The sequence below is a fragment of the Secundilactobacillus kimchicus JCM 15530 genome (assembly GCF_001433995.1).
GTDB lineage: Bacteria > Bacillota > Bacilli > Lactobacillales > Lactobacillaceae > Secundilactobacillus > Secundilactobacillus kimchicus.
In genome coordinates, this window is the sequence record NZ_AZCX01000002.1 from 354,384 (window position 1) to 378,593 (window position 24,210).

Here is a 24,210-nt window from a genome sequence, read left to right on the forward strand (position 1 = left end):
TTAGCCAAGTTAACGGGATTTTTGATGACGCCTACTCACTTAAGCGGGCGTATTTTAATTTTTCTAAGTGTTGGGCCCAGATGTTAATGCCGAGGGCAATGAGCATTAAGATGAGGGCCACTAGCATAATATGGTGCAAGCCGGCATGTAAAATAATTCGCATTTGGGGGATGAGTTGATGGGGTAGCTCGTTGACGCTGGCTGCGTCGCTAAGCTTATTCATCATCCGCATCGTAATTTGACCGTTAGACTGATTGACCCCGGTGCGTAGGGCGTTATTCATCAGAAGACCAAATAATGAGGCCGTAAAGGTCTGACTCAGCATTCGAATGAGAAAGCTAAAGGACGTGGCGACAGGGACGTCTGAAAATGCGGCGTCTTGTTGGACCTTCACTTGTAGTTCATTAAAACAGGCGCCATTGCCGAAGCCTTCGAAGGCGCCGGCGACTAACAAGACCCAGTAGGGCGTTTTAACGCCCATTAAAACCAACAGCAAGAATGATACAACTAGGGTCAAAATCCCAATTGCAATCACCTGTTGCGGTCGGATAAGCCGGCGAAGCGGGGCGACCGATCCAGAGCCAAGGAAATCAGTGATCGAACTCGGAATTTGAGTTGCTCCCCCAATCAGAGCGCTTGTTGCTAGCAGACCTTGGGCCCACATGGGGCTATAAATTAAAAAGCCAATGAAGGCTCCCCAGATTAATGCAAATAAGCCAAAGTCAATCATGAGTGGTAAGTTTGTAAAGAGCCGTCCCGGAATAATGGGATCGACTGCCCGCTTTTCGACGCTAACCATACCAGCAAAGCAAGCTGCAGCAATGGTCAATGCCACGATGAGTTGCCGTAATGGCGCGCTCCCCATTATTTCAAGGGCGCTGAGGAGACTAATCAATCCTAGGGTCATTAGCGTGGCACCAGCATAGTCCACCGGACTCTTGTGATCTAAGGATAGCGTTGTCTTGTAATAGAGCTGGACCAGAAAGGCGGATATGAGACCAATTGGGACGTTGATGTAAAATACCCAGTGCCAGCTGAAAGTATCGACAATGTAACCACCGACAAGTGGGCCGATGATGGTGGCCATACTGTAACTTGCAGAGACAAATCCCAAAACTTGCATCCGCTTGCGAGGATTTTTGTAAAGGTGAGCGTAGATAATGTAGGGCAGTGAGACCATGCCGCCGTTACCAATGCCGGCAATGACGCGAGTGATAATTAGAAAGTAGATGTTGGGGGCTATTCCCTGTAAAAAGGAGCCAACCACAAAAAAAGCGGCAGCGAGCTGATAACTCCGCTTGTTGCCGATATGTTCGCCTAATTTGCTCCATAATGGCGTGCTAACAGCCGTTCCAAGTAAGAATACAGCGACGATCCAACCCATCAGTTCAAGGCCGTGAAGGTCCGAAATAATAGCGGGTAGTGCTGTGTTGATAATGGTGTTGTCCAGTCCGCTCATGGCGTTCGACAGAAGCAGGGCGCAGGTGACAATAAAAATACTTCGTTTTGACAAGGTGGTCGCTTCTTTCGGTTATAAGTAAATGCAGTACGCTATCTATCGTACAACTTATTGGTGCGTAAACAAACATGACTTTAGCTGAAATTACTAATGTAACCGGTTTAATTTTGTGATGACAATAAAAACACCCCGATTTCTCAGGGTGTCCTGGTTGAACGATGTGTCATTTCAAATGAAATGGAATAAAGCATTATGTGTGGTGGGACGGCTTAAACTTTGACGGCGTTGGCCATCGTTTCCTTAATGGCGGTGCCTAATCGTTCAATTCCAATCTTGATTTGGTCTTCGGCCATCGTGGAATAGTTTAGGCGAAATGTCCCCGGTGTGGCGGCGTTCGGGTAGAAAGGGTCTCCTGGCACAAAGGCGACGTTGTGGGCAATGCAAGTCTCAAATAGGGCCTGAGTGTCAATGTTACCGGGAATCTCAACCCAAATGAAGAGACCACCTTCCGGCCGGGAGTAGTGAACGGATGCAGGAAAATGTTCCGCCATCGCAGCTACCATGACGCGTTCGCGCTGACCATAGACTGATTGAATCTTTTGAATATGGGCGTCAATGTCGTACTCTGCCATGAAACGAGCCACGATGTGTTGGGTCAGATTATCGGAGTGGACATCAGCCGACTGTTTCATTAGTGTAAATTTTTTGATCAGTGCGGTGTCAGCAACAATCCAGCCTAATCGCATACCAGGTGCCAAAATTTTAGAGAATGTGCTCATATAAATGACCCGGCCGGACTGATCAAAGTGCTTAATGGGGGCAACGGCGGTTCCAGCAAATCGAATTGCGCCATACGGATCATCTTCCAAGATGATCACGTCGTACTTTTCCGCCAGTTCAATCACTTTTTGACGACGTGCCACGGACATTGTTCGGCCAGTCGGATTTTGAAAACTCGGGATTGTATAAATAAACTTTGTATTTGGATGGGCTTGCAGAGCAGTCTCTAAGGCCATCATTTTCATGCCATCGTCATCCATCTCAACGCCGACTAAGTTTGCCCCGTATGACCGAAAAACATCAAGAGCGCACAGATAGGTGGGTTGTTCGACGATGACGGTATCGCCAGGATTAATGAACATTTTGGCGGTTAAATCAATGGACTGCTGGGAACCAGTCGAAATCATGACGTTATCAACCGTAGTGTTGATTCCGGACTGGGCCATGCGCGCCACAATCTGTTCACGCAGTTTCGGGTAGCCAGCAGCAATTGAGTATTGCAATGCGCTTCGGCCTTCCTGGTCGTAAACTTCATTTGTCACTTTTTTTAGGGCTTCGACGGGGAAGAGCTCTGGTGCGGGCAGTCCGCCGGCAAAGGAGATAACATCACTAGAACCAGCCACCTTTAAAATGTTACCAACGGGATCTTCATTTGTTTTGGGAACGCGGGTTGAGAATTGATAGTTCATATTGGACACTCCTTTACTTACTAAGCGTTGATTGTTGCCGTTGTATTGTCGGTTTGGGGCTGATGGTATTGGCGCATCATTTCGGCCATATGGACTTCGTGCACAACAAATTCGTGGGTTCGACATACGTAATCATGTTCGCGACCAAGTTTGGCGATGTAGCCATTAATGTAATCGACTTCGGTTGGACGCCCCTTGGAGAAATCTTGGTACATGGATGGATAGTGATACCGATAGGCTTTTGAGACGGTAATAACCGAGTCAATTTCTTCTTGACGGGTTTCAATGAGGTAAATGCCCGCCCGTTCACAGGCATCAAATACTTCGTCAAAGAGTTGCGCCGACATGGCGCGGACACCGTCGTATTCAATGAACTGGCCCATTTGCATTTCAAACATGGTACATAATGTGTTGGTCACGGCGTTGAAAACAACCTTAGACATACACATTCCTTGCCAGTCCGGCGCAAATTCCGGCCCCAATTTGGCGGTTGTAAAGTCGTCGAAAACGGCTTGAACAGTGGCGTCGGGTTCGGCGTTTGTGTAACGCGCCATGTGCATGTTTTCAGTTCCCTCGGCGCCCATAAAATCAACGTTAGCCGGCCCGTCCATTCTAGTGGCAATCATGGCTGTACCGCAGATAATGCGATCGCTCGGAAAATACTGGGCGATTTTTTCGAAGTGGCCCATGCCATTCATTGCACTAAAAACATACTGGTCGTCGGAAAATAGACCGGCTTTATTATCGCGTTCGAGTTCGTCAGCTAATTGCATTTGCTTTTTAAAAATAATCCAAACATCGGGATGGCCGCTGTATGCTTCAGGTGAATAAACGTTAATGGGAATAATTTGGCGGTTCTCATGATCGCGAGCCACACTGACGCCACCTTGTTCCCGAATTTTGACGACGTTGGGTTCCCAAGTTTCGATAAAGTCGACCGTGACGCCCGCGTTTTCTTGCAACATGACGCCGTAGCGAATGCCCATTGCCCCGGCTCCAATAATTCCGTATTTCATACGACTCACTCCTTCAAGTTTGGGCTAAATCCGAAAAAAACGTCCCTTGGTCATTAGACCAAAGGACGTTTTAGACGTGGTACCACCTTAGTTTGAGAATTTTTTGCAAAATTCCCCTCAATCCGTACGGCAAATTAATTGCGATACGTGGCACGATAGTGGGTGCACCCAGGTTACCTCGAAAAGTAACCCTGTCATTGGAATAGCCTTTTGCCAGATAGTTTTAATGTCGTTTCACCAAGCCGACACTCTCTAAGTAAAGCTATTTAGCGACTCCGCCAATCCATTCAGTTAATCGGATTTAGTTAATGAATGTAGGATAACCCCATAGATGAGAATGTGTCAACTGTTTTTAATTTAATTTTCATCGAATGAGAAGTTAGCGCGGTGTTACCGCGTTGATAGAATTTCACAGTAGCATTTCAAACAAGCAAAGGTTTTGACTTTCACGCCACTAGCCGGCTACACTTAAACCAAAGTGACAGTTGTAAACCACTGTGAACTGCAATCAAGGTTTCACTAGGCGAGGAGGAATGGGCATGCATGATATGCACGGTATGACTGATCAGACGGTGACGCATCAAATGGCGCATAGCCAAAGCAAGACGACGTCAGATGGAATGGGCAGCATGGCCCATATGGGGAACATGAAACGGCGATTTTGGGTCGCGCTAATTGCTGCCGTCCCAGTGTTTATTTTGTCGCCGTTTATGGGGCTAAACTTACCTTTTCAAACGACTTTTCCCGGGTCTGATTGGCTGGTCCTAGGGTTATCTAGCTTTTTGTATTTTTACGGGGGTCAACCATTTTTAAGTGGCACTAAGCAGGAGTTAAAGGACAGAAACCCTGCAATGATGACGTTAATTGCCATGGGAATCTCGGTGGCCTATATTTACAGTTTATACGCGTTCATCATGAATCATTTTATCGCATCAAGTGCCCCCGTTATGGATTTCTTCTGGGAACTGGCCAGCTTGATTGTCATTATGTTATTGGGCCACTGGATTGAAATGAACGCGGTGATGAATGCCGGTAATGTGTTGGAAAAAATGGCCGCACTGCTTCCCGGAACAGCCCACGTGGTGGCTGAAGCGGGGACAGTCTCAGATATCGCGGTGGCTGAGCTCAAAGAGGGTCAAACGGTCCTTGTTCGAGCTGGCGAAAAAATTCCCGCTGATGGTCAGGTGCTCAGCGGCGAAAGTGCAGTCAATGAAGCGTTAGTGACTGGAGAGTCCAAGGCAATCGTTAAAACCACTGGTGATCAAGTCATTGGTGGCGCGGTCAACGGGGATGGCAGTCTGACAGTCAAAGTAACCGGAACTGGCGAGACGGGGTATTTGGCCCAGGTTGCCAACCTTGTCAGTCAGGCTCAAGCCGAGAAGTCTAAGGCTGAGACGATGGCCGACCGGGTATCACGATGGTTATTCTATGCGGCAGTATCTGTAGGGGTTATCGCCTTTTTCATCTGGCTAGGCATTGCCGGCTTAAATACTGCGTTGACACGCATGGTCACGGTTTTAGTCATTGCTTGTCCTCACGCATTGGGGCTGGCAATCCCGCTTGTGGTGGCAAGAAGCACATCGTTGGCTGCGGCCAATGGATTATTGATTCGTAATCGGCAAGCGGTTGAAGCGGTTAAAAAGATTGATGTGATCCTAATGGATAAAACGGGGACCCTGACCGCTGGGGTGTTTCAAGTAAACCACGTGGTTAGTTTTGAAAATAGCTTGTCGCAACCGGCGGTATTACGCTTGTTTGCTGGCCTGGAGCAAGCGTCAAGTCATCCCTTAGCTACCGGCATTTTAACGGCGGCTAAGAATCAAAATCTTGATATTCCAACGGCAAAGAGCGTCACGACGATTCCAGGAGTGGGGTTAAAGGGCACACTTGATGGACGGGAATATCAAATTGTGACCGCCCAATTTTTAACGACCCACCAAATTGCTTTTGATCGCAAACGTTTCAGTGAATTGGCAGGTCAAGGGAGCACGGTTAGTTTTTTAGTAACGGAAGATCAGGTTGTCGGGCTCGTCGCTCAAGGTGACAAGCTGAAGCCTGATTCAAAGCGCTTGGTGAGTGAACTAACCAAGCGGGGGCTAAAACCAGTCATGTTGACTGGCGACAACGAACCAGCCGCTCAAAAAGTGGCGGCGCAACTGGGGCAAATTGAGGTTCAAGCTAACCTCAAACCGGCTGATAAAGCCGCGGTTGTCCAACAATTTCAGGCTGATGGCCATCACGTGATGATGGTTGGTGACGGGATCAATGATGCCCCGAGCTTGGCTCGAGCAGATGTTGGTGTCGCGATTGGCGCGGGCACGGATGTTGCCATTGATTCGGCCGATGTCGTCTTGGTGAAGAGTGAACCACAAGATATTTTAAAATTTTTGAGTCTGGGTCGGGCGACGACTCGAAAAATGGTGCAAAACCTCTGGTGGGGAGCAGGCTATAACGTTGTTGCAATTCCTTTGGCAGCAGGTGTTCTGGCCGGAATTGGCTTTGTTTTAAGTCCGGCAATTGGGGCCGTTGTAATGTCCTTATCAACCGTGGTTGTTGCCATTAATGCGATGACCTTGCACCTTTAATAACAACTGATCAGCTAGGCTAATCCTTTGGTCAGGTCGCTTTCAAGGCACCTGGCCATTATTTTTATCGCAATCAGTGATGGTTGGCAGCACTGGGGTAGAATTTTTTGATATTTTTGGTAATATCTCATAAAATTAAGGTAGTAAGCGCTTTAACCTGGAGGTGAGGTCATTGTACATTGGTGTGGATTTAGGCGGTACGAATATTAAACTTGGCCTGTTGTCGGACCAGTTCACAGCTCTTTGGCTGGGCAGTGTTCCGACCGAATCACTCACGAACAGTGAAGTGGTGATGACTAATTTGATTAACGGCTTAAGGCGGTTAATGACTGAAAATAACGTCACCCCGGCGGATATTAGCGCCATTGGAGTTGGCGTTCCGGGGCAAATGGATATTAAACGCGGGATTTCGATTTTTTCACCAAATTTTGCCAATTGGGACAACGTGCCAGTCGTCCAGCGGCTCACCCAAGAATTTGGCCTGCCAGTTTATATTGATAACGATGTCCGGGTCAACCTTTATGGCGAGTGGCAATTTGGTCAAGCAACCGGCCTGGACAATGTGGTAATGGTGACATTGGGAACCGGGCTGGGTGCCGCGGCTATCGTGGATGGCAAAATGTTGTATGGTCATAGCAATAGCGCCGCTGAACTCGGTCACATGAACATGGTCCGTCAGGGTGGCCGGCCTTGTGCGTGTGGGAGTTCGGGGTGTTTTGCCCGTTACGTTTCGGCTCGGGGAATCATTTGGACGGTTCGCGATCATTTAGCAGCCGGTGAGTCTAGCTTGCTAACTGAGTGGGTGGCTGGCGACGTTGACGCCATCACGCCCAAGATGGTCTCCGAAGCTTATGATCAAGGCGATTTGTTAGCTGAGCGTGTGTACACGGAAACGGCCGAAATGTTGGGATTTGGCCTGGCAAATGTCATCAACCTCTATAACCCCAAGCGAATTGTGATGGGCGGTGGCGTCGCGCAAGCTGGCGATCGGTTATTAAAACCGGCTATTGAAATTGCGATGAGTCACTCACTTAAAGTGGCCCGTCAGGACTGTGATATTGTTGCCGCAAAACTAGGCAGTAAAGCTGGTGCTTATGGGGCGGGGTACATGGCTGCAATACGGTTCGCGGAAGAATCGGCTGAGGAAGCGTGAAAAACAATATTGTGATAAAATGAACTTGGTGATTTAAACTATCTGGGAGGTCTTATCATGACACAAATATTTGGCAGTCCTTCAACGTATGAGCAGGGAAAAGGGATTCTCTTTCAAAGTTCGGAATCGCTTCATAAGCTTGGAAAAACGCCGGTGTTAATGGCCGATGCGACTGTGTATAACATTATTGGCAACCAGTTTCTTGATTACTTAAAACAATCTAAATTTGATGTTAAAAAAACAACCTTTAAAGGGGAAGCTTCAGAGACCGAAATTAACCGGATAACCAGTATTGGCTCGGAATTTGATGCAGATTTTATTATCGGTCTAGGCGGGGGGAAAACATTGGATTCGGCCAAGGCCATTGCTGATAATTTGGGCCTACCAGTGGCAATTTTACCAACTTTGGCCTCCACGGACGCCCCATGTTCACGGCTGTCTGTTATTTATACGGCGGACGGTAGCTTTGATAAGTACCGGTTTTATAGTAAAAATCCCGATCTCGTTTTGGTCGATACGCAACTCGTGGCCAATGCACCGGTGCGTTTATTAGCCTCAGGAATTGCAGACGCACTTGCCACTAACGTTGAAGCGCAAGCAGTTGCTCGGGCTGATGGGCAAACGATGTTGGGTGCTAAGCAAACACTTGTAGGTAACGCAATTGCTGAGAAGTGTGAAGAGACCTTGTTTAACTATGCTGTTCAAGCGTTAGATGCTGCAAAGGTGCACGTGGTGACAGATGCGCTGAACAAGGTCATTGAGGCGAATACGTTAATGAGTGGTGTTGGCTTCGAAAGTGGTGGTTTAGCAGCCGCTCACGCCATCCATAACGGGTTGACGGCGCTCAATGGTCCGATTCACGCCAAAACACATGGTGAGAAAGTGGCCTTTGGGACACTGACCCAGCTATTTTTAGAGGGTCGGTCGACGGCCGAGATTAACCGTTACTTGGACTTGGATCTTGCTTTGGGACTACCCACCACTTTTTCTGATCTTGACATCCCTTCGGTGACAGATGACGACCTGCACGCAGTGGGAGAGGCAGCTACGCAACCAAACGATACGATGACTGAAATGCCATTTGAGGTCACTGCTGACGACGTTGTCGCGGCCATGAAAGGCGCCGACGCATACAGCCGGGCCTATCAGGGACGTTAATGAACAACACTATCAAAACGAAGATGGACTTGACCGTTACGTCAGGCTCGTCTTCGTTTTTGCGTTGTTTAAAGGTGATTGGCTGCGTTTTTTAGCGTCAACGGCAAGTGGTGGGGCAGCCTGTGCTATAATTGCGGAAATAAGATTTGAAGGAGGGAACCGTTATCAAATCCCGCAGTAACGCTTATCGTTTAAGTTTGCTTTCGCTATTTATTGCGATTGTTTTGGTGCAATCGGTTGTTCCGTTCTTGGGCTATATTCCAGTTGGACCGTTTAGTTTATCCATTATTCAAATTACCGTTGTTGTGACGGCAGTTGTTCTCGGACCCAAAGAGGGGGCCCTTGTTGGCTTCGTTTGGGGGCTTGTCAATTGGATTCGGGCCTTTGTGTGGCCGACCAGTCCCCTTGCAATTTACGTCTTGGTTAACCCGCTAATTTCGGTTTTACCAAGGGTTCTGGTCGGTGTCTTTGCCGGAATTGTTTATTGGCAGTTAAAAAAGAAAACGAGCAAAATATGGCCAATGGCTTTTGCTGGTGTGGTAGGGGCCATGACGAATACGGTGCTCGTTCTCGGCGGCATGTGGGGCTTGTACACGCTTGGCTGGCTACCTCTGGATCGCCTAAATATCTCTGCGTTGATGCCATACCTACTTGGAATTATGGGGACAAACGGGATTCCGGAGGCGATTTTCACTGCAATTGTCGTTCCACTGATTGCCCATCCACTGAGTCGATTGACCGCTAAAAAATAAAAAAAGTGGGTTTTTAATGGCAACCGCTTTTACTGCATGGTAAACTTAAGGTTCTAAGAAAGAATCGGAGGAAAAGTACTATGAAGATCGTTGTGTTAGCAGGTGGACGCAGTACCGAACGAAACGTGTCCCTGTCTTCTAGCGCCAGAGTGGCGAATGCGCTTCGTGAGAAAGGTCACCAAGTGGCCGTGGCTGATTTGTTTTTGGGACTGCCAGGGTTAAGTGAAACTGAACTGGCTCATTTGTTTACTGATCAACAGCAAACGGTGGATCTCAATATTAGTGATGAGATTTTAACGGATGACGCGATCAATGCGATGCGGCCCGGTGAAGGAACCCAGTTGTTCGGACCAAACGTTTTAAAAATCGCAGGAATGGCCGACATCGTGTACGTCGGGTTGCATGGCGAAGACGGTGAAAACGGTAAGGTCCAAGCCGTGTTAGACTTGAACAACATCGCGTATACGGGGAGTGATACCCTGGGGTCTGGCGTTGCGATGGATAAGAGTATTTCCAAGCAAATTATGATGTTTAACGGCATTCAAACGGCTCGTTTTGTTGCGGTTCGCGAAGGCGACGACCGCGATGTTGACCTGCCCTTTGACTTTCCAGTAGTTGTGAAACCTTCAAACGGGGGATCTAGCGTTGGAACGTACATTGTGCGCCAAGAAGACCAGTTAAGGCCAGCCATTGATGATGCTTTACAATTTGATGACGAGATCTTGATTGAAGAGTTCATCAAGGGTCGTGAGTTTTCGTTAGGGGTTGTTAATGGGGTGGCGATGCCAGCCATTGAAATTACCGTTAACGACGGATGGTACGATTTTGAGCACAAATTCCAGTCAGACAGTACGACGGTGTTCCAAACACCGCCTGATATTCCTGCGGATGTTCACGCCGAAATGCAAGCCATTGCCAAGCGAACGATGAAAGTGCTTAAGATGAGCAACTACGGCCGGGTAGACTTTTTCTGGAATGATGATGGGTTATTTGTCATTGAAGCGAATTCGTTGCCGGGCATGACACCATTGTCGCTGCTACCGCAAGAAGCTGAAGCAGCTGGCATCAGTTACCCTGATTTGTGTGACTCAATCGTTCAGGGAAAGGTTGACTTGCTAAAACGTCAGGCGCTGCGGCGCGCATCAGTTTAGATAATAAAAAAGTTAGCGAAATTTTCGCTAACTTTTTTTTATTACTATTCTTCAGTTGCTGAGTCGTCAGAAGCCGTCTCAGGTGCTGCTTTAATCAGCTTGAGTTGCTTCTTATTAATAACGACGCGATCATGGTACTTGTCAGTGATTTCGACGTCATCACTCTTGAACGTGATCATGAATGAATTTTGGTATTCTTTGTCGATAAAACCGGTGTAGTTTTGACCCTCTAGCTTGAATGAAACTTGGTCGCCAACCTTCATTACTTTCATCTCCCATTTAGAACATTAGATTGTAATTTACTTGATTTTGCGGTGAATGTCAATGGATTAATCTCAATAAGTGTCGCTGAAACCGTGTTCTTTAAATATTTATTTAGAATTATTCCAGCAATTGATTGAAAGTTCACTTATCACTCGATATAATGTGGTTGTGAGCAGTTCTATTATTATTTTTAATTTGGGGGGGATAAAATGTTAAACGTTGGTCTATCTGTCTTATTCTTATCGCGATTTCAATTCGCAATGACCACCGTGTTTCATTTCTTCTTTGTGCCGTTTTCCATTGGCCTCGCTTTTGTAGTGGCAGTAATGGAAACGCTTTATGTTTTTAAGAAGGATGAAACCTATAAAAAGATGGCGATCTTTTGGGGCAAGATTTTCTTGTACAGTTTCGCCGTTGGGGTTGTAACAGGTATTATTCAAGAATTCCAGTTCGGGATGAACTGGTCCGAGTATTCACGATTCATGGGGGATATTTTCGGTGCACCACTGGCCATTGAAGCGTTGGCAGCCTTCTTCTTGGAGTCAACCTTCATCGGTATGTGGATGTTTACGTGGGGCCGCTTTAGTAAGGGAATTCACGCCTTATTTATTTGGCTAGTGGCCATTGGGTCGAGTTTATCAGCTCTTTGGATCTTAGCTGCTAATAGCTTTATGCAAAACCCGGTTGGGTACGCACTTAATGCTCACACTGGTCGGGTCGAGATGACAAGTTTCAAAGCAGTTATTACCAATCAACAGCTCTGGTATGAATTTCCGCACGTCATCATGGGGGCGGGGATTACCGCTTCATTTGCCGTGGCCGGAATGGCCGCATGGCGGTTGTTGAAAAAAGACCATGTGGACTTTTACCGAAAGTCGTTAAACGTCGCCCTCACAATTGGGTTAATTGCGTCACTTGGGTCGATCTGGTCTGGAGATGTTCAAACCAAGTACCTGGTTAATAATCAACCAATGAAATTTGCAGCTATGGAAGGGTTATACAATAACTCTGACAAGAATGGGGACTGGAAAGTCATCGGTGGATTTGATACTAAGAACCATAAGGAAACTTGGTCCGTTGACGTGCCAAAAGTATTGAATATTTTGACTTATCACCAGTTGACCGGTCCGGTTATCAAAGGTTCAAATGCCGTTAATCAAGAACTCAAAGAAAAGTATGGGACTTCCAAAGCCGCGGATTATTACGTGCCAACGAAGACGCTGTTTTGGAGTTTCCGGGTGATGGCCGGCTCTGGTGCGCTGTTTGCTTTAATTGCCATCATCGGGTTGTTCTTCAACCGACGGCGCTTTGAGGCAATCATTAAGCAACGCTGGTTCCTTTACATTATGGGCCTGTGCCTTTGGTTACCATTTATTGCCAATACGGCAGGCTGGTTTATCACTGAATTTGGTCGGTTCCCATGGGTTGTATATGGCTTACTAACGATTGCGGATGCCGTATCACCAACCTCGACGGTGGGATCCTTAATGTTTACAAATATCGTTTACTTCCTGTTGTTCGCTGGCCTGGGACTTGTGATGATTGTGCTATCTCACCGCGTCTTGAAAGCCGGTCCGGATGACGTTGAAACAAATGGTTATAGTACGGATACTGCTGAAGAAACCAGCACCGTTGATCCATACGCAAAGGGGGCATTCAACCATGACTAATTTACAATTACTATGGTTTTTGCTGATTGGCGTTCTCTTCAGCGGGTTCTTCTTCCTTGAAGGGTTTGACTTTGGGGTCGGCATGGCCATCCGGTTCTTTGCAAAGGATCGGGCAGAACGCGACGTGATTATTAAAACGATTGGTCCTCACTGGGATGGCAACGAAGTTTGGTTAATCACCGCGGGTGGTGCAATGTTCGCGTCTTTTCCAATGTGGTATGCCTCCTTATTCTCGGGCTACTACATCGTTTTGTTCCTCATCTTAGTAGCCTTGATTTTTCGGGGGGTCTCCTTCGAATTCCGAGCTAACATGAAGACGGTGCAATGGCGTAATTTCTGGGAATGGGCGGCAACAATTGGGAGTTTCTGCGCGGCCTTTCTATTTGGAATGATGTTTACAAGTATGATTCAAGGCGTCCCGTTAAACGCAAATGGTGATATCAGTGGGACGTTGACAACGTACGTCAACTGGTTCTCTTTGGTTGGTGGCGTCGCTGTCACACTGATGTGTTTCATTCACGGGATGAACTTCCTGCAATTGAAAACCACTGGTGAGATTCGAGACCGGGCGCAATCGTGGAACAAAGTATTGTATCCGCTCTTAATTGTTGGTGAAGTCCTCTTCGTTGTCTTACTATTCGTGACGACCGATTTCTTTGAGCGTAAGGCAGCCTCCACTTGGACGATTTTGATTGTGTTAGTTATTTTGACGCTGATCGCATGGTGGGGTGTTTATGGCAAGCATAATTGGATGGCCTTCGCAGCGAGTGGCTTATCACTGGTTAGCGTTGTGGTCTTAATCTTTAACGGTTTGTTCCCACGGGTTATGATTGGTGTGAATAACGTTAACTCAATTCTGATTAAAAACGCGTCTAGCACGCCTTATACGCTTCACTTGATGACCATTTTAACCTTAACAATTTTGCCAATTGTTCTCATTTACTTCATTTGGAGTTATTGGGTCTTTTACAAACGGTTAAAATCACCAAGTCAAAAAGCTGAATCGTAATGTGGTTGAAAACCTGCTTCGGCAATCCCGAAGCAGGTTTTTTTAGCCACAGCAGTCATTTTTAGGGAATTACAAGCGATAGGTCCGAAATTTGAGGTATCATTAGGGAAACGGGACTTTGGAGGGGTATTTTTGATAGATAGGCGATTATTCAAGATGACGGGGATGACGGCTAAAGTAGCGATTCTAGCTGTTTTGATCACGATTCAAGCCGTCATGATTATTATTCAAGCCCGGTCGTTAGCAGTCGCTGTTGTGGCTTTGTGGGAGTTGAAGCCACCGACCACAATTGCGGTGCCGACTGGCATTTTCGCGGTAAGCTTTTTAGCGCGTCATTTGCTGACGGTATGGCAAAACCGAACTTTTTTCCCGTTTGTTGAAAAGACAACTGGTAAAATGCGCGAAGATTTAATGGAAAAATTATTTCAGTTGGGACCTGAAATAGTTGAAAAAGAGGGGACCGGGAACATGGTCACCATGGCGTTGGAAGGCATCGATAAAGTGCAAACGTACCTGATGCTGATTATGATTAAAATTTTGGACATGTCGATTACGCCGTGGTTGATTTTGATCTACCTCGCTTTTATGCAATTCAAATCAGCAGCGTTTTTATTTGTGATTTATCCCCTTATTATTCTTTTTATGGTCATCTTGGGATTTGCTGCTCAAGACAAAGCGGACCGACAATACGCGGGGTATACGCGCTTGAGCAATAATTTTGTGGATACGCTACGAGGTCTTTCAACGCTGAAACAACTGGGACTATCAAAGCGGTATGCTGACAATGTTTATCAGGTGAGTGAAGACTATCGAAAATCGACCATGGCGACGTTGCGGATTGCGCTAACGTCTAGTTTTGCATTAGATTTTTTCACGACCCTGTCCATTGCGGTCATTGCGGTCTTTTTGGGATTTGACCTGATGGCCGGGCGAATCTTGTTACTGCCGGCTTTAACCATTCTGACCTTAGCGCCGGACTATTTTATGCCAATTCGTAATTTTGCTAACGATTACCATGCGACTCTGGACGGCAAAAATGCCATGCAGGCTGTGTTGGATGTTTTAGAAACGCCAGTGACACAGCAAAAAGATAGTTTACCAGCCCTAACCTGGGACCAAAAGGCCACCTTACGCTTTGAATCGGTGACCTTTACGTATGCGAATGGCCAACGACCGGCGCTAAGTGGCATCAGTTTTACAGCAACCGGATTTCAAAAAATCGGGATTATTGGTGCATCTGGTTCTGGAAAGTCAACGCTGGTTAACCTAATTGGTGGGTTTTTGACGCCAGATGTTGCCGGGCAAGTGATGATTAACGGCCAACCCTTACCACACCTTAGTCAAACCACCTGGCAGCAAAATTTCTTGTATATTCCCCAAAAGCCGTATTTGTTCCATGCCACTTTAAAGCAAAATATTGCATTTTATAAAAAGACGGCCACGGATTCGGCTATTGAACGGGCCTGCGAACGAGCCGGTCTGACGGATTGGATAGCAACACTGCCTGATGGATTAGCCACGGTTATCGGGGAAGGCGCCCGTGGTGTGAGTGGCGGTCAAGCCCAGCGGATTGCATTAGCCAGAGCGTTTTTGGATGATAGCCGAAAGGTGTTGCTTTTTGACGAACCAACGGCCCATTTAGACATCGAAACTGAAGCAGCTTTAAAACGCGATATCTTGCCCGCACTGACCGATCACTTGGTCTTTTTTGCCACCCATCGGCTGCACTGGATTGGGGAAATGGACTACGTGCTGGTTATGGATCATGGTCAGTTGGTTGAACAGGGGACACCAAGCGAACTTGCTCAGAAAAATGGCGCATATACAAAGCTTCGATCGGAAATGGAGGGATTGGGTCTATGAAATCAATTAGAGCCACATTCGCCCACGACACGTGGGTTATGCCGTATTTAAGGAAATATAAATGGCTGTTGACCCTGGTCTTATTTCTTGGTTTGATGACCTTCTTTTCAGCTGGGGCGCTGATGTTTAACTCGGGGTACCTAATTAGTGAAGCAGCTCGGCGGCCCGACGCAATGATCTATATTTACGTGCCCGTGGTGCTGGCTCGGGCGTTTGGGATTGCTCGGCCAACGTTTCGTTACGCCGAACGCCTAACGAGTCATAACTGGGTGCTTAAAATCGTTTCTGACTTTCGAAAAAAACTTTATGAGACGGTTGAACAAAAAGCGGTCGCCATTCACCAGTCACACCAGACCGGGGATCTGTTAAGTATCCTGGCCGATGATATTGACCACATTGAGAATTTATATTTAAGAACCGTGTTTCCCATTGTCATTGGGTGGCTATTGTACCTTGTCGTCATCATTGGCGTTGGTGTTTTTAGCTGGCAGACAGGGGTATTAATGCTATTGCTCCTTGGCGTTATCGTGGTCTTAATGCCGTTGATATCAGTCAGTGTTAACGGCGCGCGCGAGTTTCAGCAGCGCCAAATTCAACATGCGTTTTATACAAATTTAACTGATGAAGTGTTAGGCTTGTCAGACTGGGTGATTTCTGGCCGCCACGATGACTTTATGGCGCTTCAAGAAAAGCCCATCAAAGAAATTGCGAATCTCCGCCGTAAAGATCATTTTTTCCAATGGTGGCGGGGCTTTTGGGTTCAAGTCTTTTTCTTGGCTGCAGTGGTTGCGCTCCTCATCTGGGCAGGAATGGCGTTTACTGGTTCAAAGATGGCTGCTAACTGGGTGGCTGCCTTTGTATTGGCGCTGTTTCCGGTTGTTGATCCGTTTCTAGAAATTAGTCAGGGGGCTAGCGAATGGCCCGTTTATCAACAATCCATCGATCGAGTTAATCACCTCAGTCACGCGCCAGTAACACAAACGCCGCAACAGTCGTTACCAACGACCTTTGAGACCCTAGCAATCGAGGATTTATCTTTTGCTTATAAGGGTGAAGAATCCGCTGTTTTGCAGGATGTATCATTAACCGTTAAAGCTGGCGAAAAGCTGGCGTTATTAGGCCCTAGTGGAACGGGGAAGAGTACGCTTTTAAAGCTAATTCTTGGTGATGAACGACCAACAAAAGGGCACGTTCAAGTTAACGGGATCGACATTGCATCGCTTCAAGACGAGCGGGCCAACTTATTTGGCGTGTTAGATCAACAACCCTACTTGTTTGACACCACGGTGATGAACAATGTTCGACTGGGAAATTTAAATGCAACGGATGCTGAGGTTAAACAGGCCATTGAAGCCGTCGCTTTGAAACCGTTAATTGAATCGTTACCTAACGGCTATGATACAGAAGTCCAGGAAGCAGGGGCCCGCTTTTCCGGTGGTGAGCGGCAACGGCTGTCACTGGCTCGCATTTTACTTCAGGATGCGCCCGTTATCATCTTGGACGAACCCACCGTTAGTTTGGATCCAATTACGGAGCGACAACTGTTGGATACGTTGTTTGAAGTGCTTCACGACAAGACCATTATCTGGGTGACCCACCATTTGGCAGGGATCAACCACGTAGACGAAGTGCGTTTTTTGGAGGCTGGTCAGTTCGATATGCAAGGAACACCAGCTGACCTATACGCCACAGAGCCGCGTTTTAAGCAACTTTACGATCTCGATCGGGGTCATTAAAATGACCAATAAAAAACCAGCCAGACGCCCATATTAGTGGGTGTCGGCTGGTTTTTAAGTCGCTTTATTGGTTTCTAGTGAGTAACCAATTCGTGAGCTGGGCAATGTTATCCCGGGCTTTAGAGGCGGGTAGTTGGGCAATCAACGCTTGGGCTTCTGCCGTTAACTGGGTTGAAATGGCTTGAGCATCAGTGATGCCTTGATTAGCTAAGACGAGCCGGCGCACAGTTAAGACGTCCTCATCACTCATGTGTTCTCGCTTGTCTAAGAGTGGCTTAAAAACCGTCTGGTTGTGACTTAGCGCCATAAGTAAGGGAAGTGAGTACACCCCACTCTTTAAGTCTTCTAAGACCGGTTTTTGCGTTTTGGCGGTGTCCCCCGCATAGTCTAAAATATCGTCCAGAACCTGATAGGCCTGGCCAATTTTTCGGCCAATTTGGGGCGCCAGCTTCTGAACGCTCTCGGGGCTATTAGCCAACACGGCGCCCTGTTTACAAGCTAATTCAAATAAGACGGCGGTTTTACCCGTAATTTCGTGAAAATAATCAGTTTGAGTGGCGTCCTGACGAAAGTTTAAGGCCATTTGATCTAATTCGCCGACCAGAATTTGTTGCATGCTTGAAACGTGTTCCCGGAAGATGGCTTGATCATCAGTCGACAGCATCACTTGATTGAAATAACACGTAAACAAATAATCGCCAGCATAAATGGCATTTCGCTGGCCATATTCGGTATGAATGGTTTTAACACCACGGCGAAGCGGTGAGTCGTCGATCACGTCGTCGTGAATCAGGGTCGCCAAATGGAGGAGTTCAACGGCGGCAGCCCCGGCGCGCAAGTGCTTGGTGTTTTTAGCATCACCAAATTCACTGAACAAATAAAAGAAACCGGGCCGTAGGAGCTTGCCTCCGGATTTCAATAGTTCTAAAATCTTAGTATGGATGGGTTGATTCGGTAATGCAGCCGCTTTTAATAAGTAGGGCTGAAGTAAAAGAAGCTGTCGTTGCACTTTCGGAAATTGTCGCCAAAGTTGATGAACCATCATGCACCTCAAGGTTAAGAAATAGTAAAGACTCTTAGATTAAGATACAAATTCATGGCGCGGATGTCAATTCATGACACGCTGTTTATGAGATTATTTGGAGGGAAATTAGGCATGTCAGTGTCAGTTTTTTTAGAACTAGTGGAAGCGAAGGCCAAGATTGCCTCCGTATTCCCGTTTTTTATGGGCTTGTTTTATGCAAATACAGTTTTTCACCATGTCAATTGGCCGTTGATGGGGCTTTTTTTTGTCGCCATGTTGTTATTTAACATGGCAGTTGACGCTCATGATAATTATTCGGATTATCGGCATGCCACCGCTGAAGCGGACGAATGGAAACAACAAACTAACATCATCGGTGTTCACCATTTAAGTCTGGGATTAATTCGGTGGTTAATTATTTTGTTTGCCGGGACCGCCGCACTGATTGGAATCGTAATGGTGGCACTGACAGGCTGGCCACTTTTGGTAATGGGGATGTTTTGTTTTGCTGTCGGTTATTTTTACGCAGCTGGGCCACGGCCCATTTCAACCACGCCGTTTGGTGAGGTCACGTCGGGCCTTACGATGGGGTTTGTCATTTGCTTAATTACGGTTTATCTGAACCTACCGGCTAATCAAACGTTAACTTGGACAGTCTTTTGGCAAGTGTTGTTGGTGTCGGGGTTGGCGGTTTTTGCCATCAGCAACATTATGCTGGCTAATAATTTAAGTGACGCTGATGAGGACCGCTTATTAAAGCGTAAAACGATCGTTTACTATGTTGGAAAGCCCGCCATGTTGAAGGTCTTTAGCTGGAGCTATGTTTTAGGCTACGGTTGCTTGATTGTCAGCGTGGTGCTTCACCTGCTCCCTTGGTTTAGTTTACTGGTTTTGTTGAGTGCACCGATTGTCTTGAAAAATACACGGTATTTTTTGGCCAAACAAGTCAAGAAAGAAACGTTTAAATATGCAGTCCAAAACGCCCTTGTTATTGCATTATTCAGTATTATTAGTGGGGTTCTTGGGATGGTCTTTAATTAGGAGAAGGTTTCTTAACCATTGAAAAAGATAAGGGGTTTCGGGTAAACTAGGAATAACCATTTTTGAAGAAAGAAATCTCTAGGAGGCCATTCATCCATGAAGTTGTTAGAGGATCGGATTAAGCGTGACGGAACTGTTTTACCAGGTAACGTATTGAAAGTAGATAATTTTTTGAATCATCAGATTGACCCGAACCTCATGTATGCGCTGGGTGGTGAGTTTAAGCGATTGTTTGAAAAGGAGGGCGTGACTAAGGTCCTCACTGTTGAATCATCAGGGATCGCGCCAGCTTTAATGACAGGCTTACAGATGGATGTTCCGGTGGTTTTTGCCCGTAAGCACAGATCATTGACGTTGACGGACAATTTGTACACCGCCACGGTGTATTCTTACACCAAGCAGGTCAACAATGACATTAGTATCGATAAGCGGTTTATTGCGCCAGATGATAAGGTGTTGATCATTGATGACTTTTTGGCCAATGGTCAAGCCGTTCAAGGGATGTTAGAAATTGCTAAGAGTGCGCATGTGGCAGTAGCTGGTGTTGGGATCGTGATTGAAAAAAGTTTCCAAAAAGGCCATCAAATGGTCTTAGACGCCGGAGTTCGGCTGGAATCACTTGCCCGGATTGCTTCGTTAGACGATAATCAGGTGACGTTTGTGACTGAAGACGAGTAGAAACCGGGAGGCGTTAACATGACAATGACGATTGATGTGCCGACGCTATTACTGATTTTTTGCATTAATTTTATTTATATTACACTAAATACCATTCGGTTTATGCTGACGATGAAGGGGTTTCGGAATTTAGCCCCGGTCTTGAGTGTGATTGAAATCACGGTTTACGTTGTTGGGTTGGCCCTAGTGTTGAACCGACTAGATAACGTGTTGAACGTTATGGCTTATGCTCTCGGGTATGGCGTTGGCGTCCGGGTTGGTATTTGGGTCGAAGATAAACTGGCGCTGGGCTACATTATGGCAACGGTGATTTTACCAAGTACGGATACGGAACTGCCTAAATTATTACGAGAAAACGCTTTTGGTGTCACCCAGAGTTTAGCTGAGGGCTGGGAAGGGGAACGGTTGGTTTTGGACATCTTAACCCCTCGTAATCAGGAGCGAAAACTCTATGCGTTAGTTAACGAAGCAGAACCGAAGGCCTTTATTATTACGTATGAACCGAAGTATATATCGGGCGGATTTTGGGTTAAACGGGTTCGTAATAGCCGGTTTAAGCGCCGTTAACCCCACATAATTTGAAGAAGGTAGTGAGCGGATTGGACGATGAAATTTTATATCCGGGTGAAACCGTGGGCATTATCGGTGATAGTGAAAATGGACCGATGATCGTGACGGCAGCCCGTCGAGCTGGCTTTCAGGTCGGCGCATACGGGCCGGACGAAACGAGTCCGATGCTACAGCTTGCTGATTTTAGGTTTGTTGGTGAGTATTCTGACGCCCAACGGCTACAAGATTTTTCACAGAGTTGTGACATGGTCATTATCGCCTCAGAACATCTAAATGCGGGTGTGATTGAGACTATTAAACAGTACACGCGGGTGCCGCAGGGCTCGGATTTCCAGATGATGATGCAAGATCGGTTACTGGAACGGGCATTTTATGAGCAATTGAACGTCAACATTCCCCCTTACGCAACAATTGTGAGCCTGGATGACGTCTATCAAGCCATTAACTCAATTGGTTATCCGAGTGTGTTGAAGCCGATTCAAAAGGATTTGGAGCACGGTGAAGAGTTAATTATTAACACCCAAACGGACATTGCGAAAGCTAACGGGTTAACGGATTGGGGGACCTATATTTTAGAGTCTCTGGTCAGTTATCAGCGCGAGTTGGCCATGACCGTTGTTCGGACAGCAGATGGCGATTTTAAGCTGTTTCCACCAGTTGGCGTTGTGCGGGAAGGGGACCAGATTCAGTGGGCTTACACGCCGATTCAACTGGATCCGGAGGTCACGATCGAACTGGAGCGCATTTGTCGAGAAGTGGTGGCTAACATCGAATATGTCGGGGTTTTTGAAATTGACTTTATGATTACCGACGCAGGTAGTTTGTACGTCAAACAAATCGTTCCGACCTTTGGCCCAGCAGGCCGGATTTTTGATCGGGCCACGACAGTTACCCAGTACGAACAGCACTTGCGAGCAGTCGCCGGGTTACCCCTAAGTGAGCCCAACATAACATTACCTACAGCAATGGGAATTTTTAATGAGAGTCAACTTGGTGCTTTGCGGACGCAATGGGTGCTCAAAGCAAACTGGCACTTCACATACTACCGGTTGCCACCTCGGAACCTACCAACGGGCAAGCGGCCAGCTGGGAACGTTATCTTACAGGGGCCTAACGTTGCAAAACTAATTGATCAACTTGAAGATACGGGGATTTGGCGGTCAGAAACGGACGCTGAAGCCTAGTCGTTAATTGTTTAAAATGGTCGGTGAGCCGGGTTCACCGACCATTTTTGCGCGGTCAACTAGCAAACAAACAGCTACTTAAGAAAAAACAAACGTTCTCATTGATGGACGCAAGTCGGTGGGATTTTTGCTATAATTAGAGACGATTATGAGATAGAGAGGATTGGAGTTCACTTGGCTGAAAATAGCTTACTGTCATCACTCAATAACAAACAACAAGAGGCCGTGTTACAGACCGAGGGGCCACTATTGATCATGGCTGGCGCCGGAAGCGGTAAGACGCGGGTGTTAACTCACCGGATTGCCTATCTAATAGAAAAAGGGGTCATGCCCTGGCACGTTTTAGCCATCACTTTTACCAATAAGGCTGCCCGGGAGATGCGTGAGCGAATCGTGAAACTGCTCGGTCCCGAAGGAAACGATGTCTGGGCCTCGACTTTCCATGCGCTCTGTGTGCGTATTCTACGCCAGCATGCTGATAAAATCGGGTATAATCGGGCGTTCACCATTGCTGATACTGGGGATCAACGAACACTTATGAAGCGGGTCTTGGCAGAGTTGAATGTCGACTCCAAAAAGTTTGAACCGCGAGCCATTTTAAGTGCAATTTCATCAGCCAAAAATGATCTCAAAACGCCTAAGGCACTTGCAGAATCAGCAGGCTCATTATTTGAAGATATCACTGCTAAGGCCTATGAGGCTTACCAACAGGGGTTACAGCGAAATCAGGCCATGGACTTTGATGATCTGATTATGTTGACCATCCAACTCTTTCAGCAGGAACCAAGTGTGTTGGAACAATACCAAGATAAGTTTCAGTACATTCATGTGGACGAATACCAGGATACTAACGATGCGCAATACACGTTGGTTAACATGTTAGCTAAGAAAAACCGAAACCTGTGCGTTGTTGGGGATGCCGATCAGAGTATTTATGGTTGGCGGGGTGCCAACATGGAAAACATCATGAACTTTGAACGGGATTATCCGGACGCTCACGTGACCATGCTTGAACAAAACTATCGGTCAACCAAAACCATTTTGGATGCGGCCAATCAAGTGATTCAAAATAACTCGTACCGCCGGGATAAAAACCTTTGGACCGAAAACAATGATGGTCCGCAGATTTCGTATTACCGCGGTCAAAATGAAAATGACGAGGCCAGGTTTGTCGTGAGTTCAATTCAGGAATTGATGCAATCCCAGCATTTCGGTTACGGGGATTTTGCCATTCTGTACCGAACTAACGCGCAATCTCGGGTCATGGAAGAAACGCTCGTTAAAGCTAATGTCCCGTATACGATCGTGGGTGGGCACAAATTCTACGACCGAAAAGAAATCCGGGATCTACTCGCATACTTAACGCTCATTGCTAACCCTGCCGATGCAATTAGTCTTGAACGGGTGATCAATGAGCCCAAACGAGGGATCGGTTCGGGGAGTCTTGAAAAGCTCCGCGGGTTTGCCGACGAAAATGGCTGGTCAGAACTTGATGCTGCCAAGAACGTTGACGTGGCCAACGAGATTTCAGGGCGTGCTCGTGGGGCCATCAGTGGGTTTGCGACGACAATTGATAAACTTCAAGAAGTGGCGGCTCACAGTACAGTTACTGAGTTGGCCGAACAGATATTAGATACGACTGGTTACATGGCGAACTTAAAGGCTTCGCGCAGTTTAGAAGCCGAAACCCGAATTGAAAACATTGAGGAATTTTTGTCTGTCACCAAGCAGTTTGACGACCACTACGATGTCGAAGAGAGTGATTCAAACAACCGAGTTGTGGATTTTTTGGCTGATTTAGCCCTCGTTTCTGATCAGGATGACGTTGACGAAAATCCAGCACAAGTGACGTTGATGACCCTTCATGCTGCTAAGGGGTTGGAATTTCCAGTCGTCTATTTGATTGGATTAGAAGAAGGTATTTTCCCACTCAGTCGAGCCGCTGCTGAAAGTGACGAATTAGAGGAAGAGCGGCGGTTAGCGTACGTTGGGATTACCCGAGCCCAAAAACGGTTATTTATGACCAATGCCTTTTCACGGATGCTATATGGTCGGGTCCAACGTAATCCAGAATCACGGTTTATTGACGAAATCGATGCCAGCCTGATTCACAGTTTGAACCAGCAGAGTGGTGGTCAGAAGCAAGAAACGCTCAAAACGCCATTTGATCGGCGAACGGCATCGGCGACAGCGACGACTTACCAACCACGGGGCACAAAATCGACCGTCTCAACCGTGTCGGGGACTGGCGCGGAAAAGGTCCGTTGGCAATCCGGTGATAAAGTCAGCCACAAAAAGTGGGGCATTGGGACGGTTGTGAAAGTTAGCGGAACGGGTGAAGATACCGAACTAGACATTGCATTTCCAAAGGAGGGCGTCAAACGGCTTTTAGCAGCGTTTGCCCCTATCACACGAGTCGAAGTATAAA

19 protein-coding genes are annotated in these 24,210 nt (G+C 46.9%); 14 read left to right on the top strand and 5 right to left on the bottom strand.

All coding sequences use genetic code 11. The features are described from left to right. Nucleotides 1-31 precede the first annotated feature (31 nt). From FC96_RS04185 to FC96_RS04195, 3 genes are all read right to left on the bottom strand, one after another. Complete coding sequence (locus FC96_RS04185) at nt 32-1,513, bottom strand: MFS transporter (RefSeq protein WP_082593264.1); 1,482 nt, start codon at nt 1,511-1,513, stop codon at nt 32-34. A gap of 215 nt (nt 1,514-1,728) precedes the next feature. Further along, nucleotides 1,729-2,928, bottom strand: a complete 1,200-nt coding sequence (locus FC96_RS04190; protein WP_056942103.1) for an aminotransferase-like domain-containing protein — start codon at nt 2,926-2,928, stop codon at nt 1,729-1,731. Nucleotides 2,929-2,948: 20 nt separating this feature from the next. Continuing rightward, nucleotides 2,949-3,944 (bottom strand): ketopantoate reductase family protein, encoded by a 996-nt coding sequence (locus FC96_RS04195; protein ID WP_056942104.1) that lies wholly within the window; start codon nt 3,942-3,944, stop codon nt 2,949-2,951. Nucleotides 3,945-4,492: 548 nt separating this feature from the next. On the opposite strand from FC96_RS04195, the gene FC96_RS04200 reads away from it, so the two are divergent. The 5 genes from FC96_RS04200 (at nt 4,493) to FC96_RS04220 (ending at nt 10,743) form a co-directional block, all read left to right on the top strand. Beyond that, nucleotides 4,493-6,529, top strand: coding sequence for a heavy metal translocating P-type ATPase (locus FC96_RS04200; RefSeq protein WP_082593307.1), 2,037 nt, complete (start codon nt 4,493-4,495; stop codon nt 6,527-6,529). Nucleotides 6,530-6,701: 172 nt separating this feature from the next. Continuing rightward, the gene (locus tag FC96_RS04205; RefSeq protein ID WP_252192350.1) at nt 6,702-7,682 is read left to right on the top strand and encodes an ROK family protein; all 981 of its coding nucleotides are present in this window, start codon (nt 6,702-6,704) and stop codon (nt 7,680-7,682) included. A 57-nt stretch (nt 7,683-7,739) separates the two neighbouring features. Further along, nucleotides 7,740-8,840, top strand: coding sequence for a glycerol dehydrogenase (locus FC96_RS04210; protein ID WP_056942107.1), 1,101 nt, complete (start codon nt 7,740-7,742; stop codon nt 8,838-8,840). 164 nt (nt 8,841-9,004) lie between these two features. Continuing rightward, nucleotides 9,005-9,592: an ECF transporter S component gene (locus FC96_RS04215; RefSeq protein WP_056942179.1), complete on the top strand. Its 588-nt coding sequence runs from the start codon at nt 9,005-9,007 to the stop codon at nt 9,590-9,592. Between the two features lie 80 nt (nt 9,593-9,672). After that, nucleotides 9,673-10,743 (top strand): D-alanine--D-alanine ligase family protein, encoded by a 1,071-nt coding sequence (locus FC96_RS04220; RefSeq protein ID WP_056942108.1) that lies wholly within the window; start codon nt 9,673-9,675, stop codon nt 10,741-10,743. A gap of 44 nt (nt 10,744-10,787) precedes the next feature. Here FC96_RS04220 and FC96_RS04225 read toward each other — a convergent pair whose 3' ends face one another. Beyond that, the gene (locus FC96_RS04225; RefSeq protein WP_054659469.1) at nt 10,788-11,006 is read right to left on the bottom strand and encodes a hypothetical protein; all 219 of its coding nucleotides are present in this window, start codon (nt 11,004-11,006) and stop codon (nt 10,788-10,790) included. Nucleotides 11,007-11,216: 210 nt separating this feature from the next. On the opposite strand from FC96_RS04225, the gene FC96_RS04230 reads away from it, so the two are divergent. The 4 genes from FC96_RS04230 (at nt 11,217) to cydC (ending at nt 17,285) form a co-directional block, all read left to right on the top strand. After that, nucleotides 11,217-12,677: a cytochrome ubiquinol oxidase subunit I gene (locus tag FC96_RS04230; protein ID WP_056942109.1), complete on the top strand. Its 1,461-nt coding sequence runs from the start codon at nt 11,217-11,219 to the stop codon at nt 12,675-12,677. Then, on the top strand, nt 12,670-13,686 hold the full coding sequence (gene cydB / locus FC96_RS04235) for a cytochrome d ubiquinol oxidase subunit II (protein WP_054659471.1): 1,017 nt from the start codon (nt 12,670-12,672) through the stop codon (nt 13,684-13,686). The genes FC96_RS04230 and cydB overlap by 8 nt, the downstream gene beginning before the upstream one ends. 132 nt (nt 13,687-13,818) lie before the next feature. Next, the gene (cydD, locus tag FC96_RS04240) at nt 13,819-15,549 is read left to right on the top strand and encodes a thiol reductant ABC exporter subunit CydD (RefSeq protein ID WP_056942110.1); all 1,731 of its coding nucleotides are present in this window, start codon (nt 13,819-13,821) and stop codon (nt 15,547-15,549) included. After that, nucleotides 15,546-17,285, top strand: a complete 1,740-nt coding sequence (cydC, locus tag FC96_RS04245) for a thiol reductant ABC exporter subunit CydC (RefSeq protein ID WP_056942111.1) — start codon at nt 15,546-15,548, stop codon at nt 17,283-17,285. The genes cydD and cydC overlap by 4 nt, the downstream gene beginning before the upstream one ends. A gap of 64 nt (nt 17,286-17,349) precedes the next feature. On the opposite strand, the gene FC96_RS04250 is transcribed toward cydC, so the two are convergent. After that, complete coding sequence (locus tag FC96_RS04250; RefSeq protein WP_056942112.1) at nt 17,350-18,327, bottom strand: polyprenyl synthetase family protein; 978 nt, start codon at nt 18,325-18,327, stop codon at nt 17,350-17,352. A gap of 114 nt (nt 18,328-18,441) precedes the next feature. Between FC96_RS04250 and FC96_RS04255 the strand changes: the two genes are divergently transcribed. The 5 genes from FC96_RS04255 (at nt 18,442) to pcrA (ending at nt 24,209) form a co-directional block, all read left to right on the top strand. Then, the gene (locus FC96_RS04255) at nt 18,442-19,350 is read left to right on the top strand and encodes a 1,4-dihydroxy-2-naphthoate polyprenyltransferase (protein WP_056942113.1); all 909 of its coding nucleotides are present in this window, start codon (nt 18,442-18,444) and stop codon (nt 19,348-19,350) included. Between the two features lie 96 nt (nt 19,351-19,446). Further along, a complete protein-coding gene (locus FC96_RS04260) occupies nt 19,447-20,028 on the top strand; it encodes a xanthine phosphoribosyltransferase (protein WP_056942114.1) in 582 nt (193 codons plus the stop codon). 24 nt (nt 20,029-20,052) lie between these two features. After that, nucleotides 20,053-20,595 (top strand): DUF2179 domain-containing protein, encoded by a 543-nt coding sequence (locus FC96_RS04265; protein ID WP_056942180.1) that lies wholly within the window; start codon nt 20,053-20,055, stop codon nt 20,593-20,595. A gap of 32 nt (nt 20,596-20,627) precedes the next feature. Beyond that, nucleotides 20,628-21,782, top strand: coding sequence for an ATP-grasp domain-containing protein (locus tag FC96_RS04270; protein ID WP_054659475.1), 1,155 nt, complete (start codon nt 20,628-20,630; stop codon nt 21,780-21,782). A 174-nt stretch (nt 21,783-21,956) separates the two neighbouring features. Beyond that, nucleotides 21,957-24,209 (top strand): DNA helicase PcrA, encoded by a 2,253-nt coding sequence (gene pcrA, locus FC96_RS04275; protein WP_056942115.1) that lies wholly within the window; start codon nt 21,957-21,959, stop codon nt 24,207-24,209. The last annotated feature ends 1 nt before the right edge of the window (nt 24,210 follow it).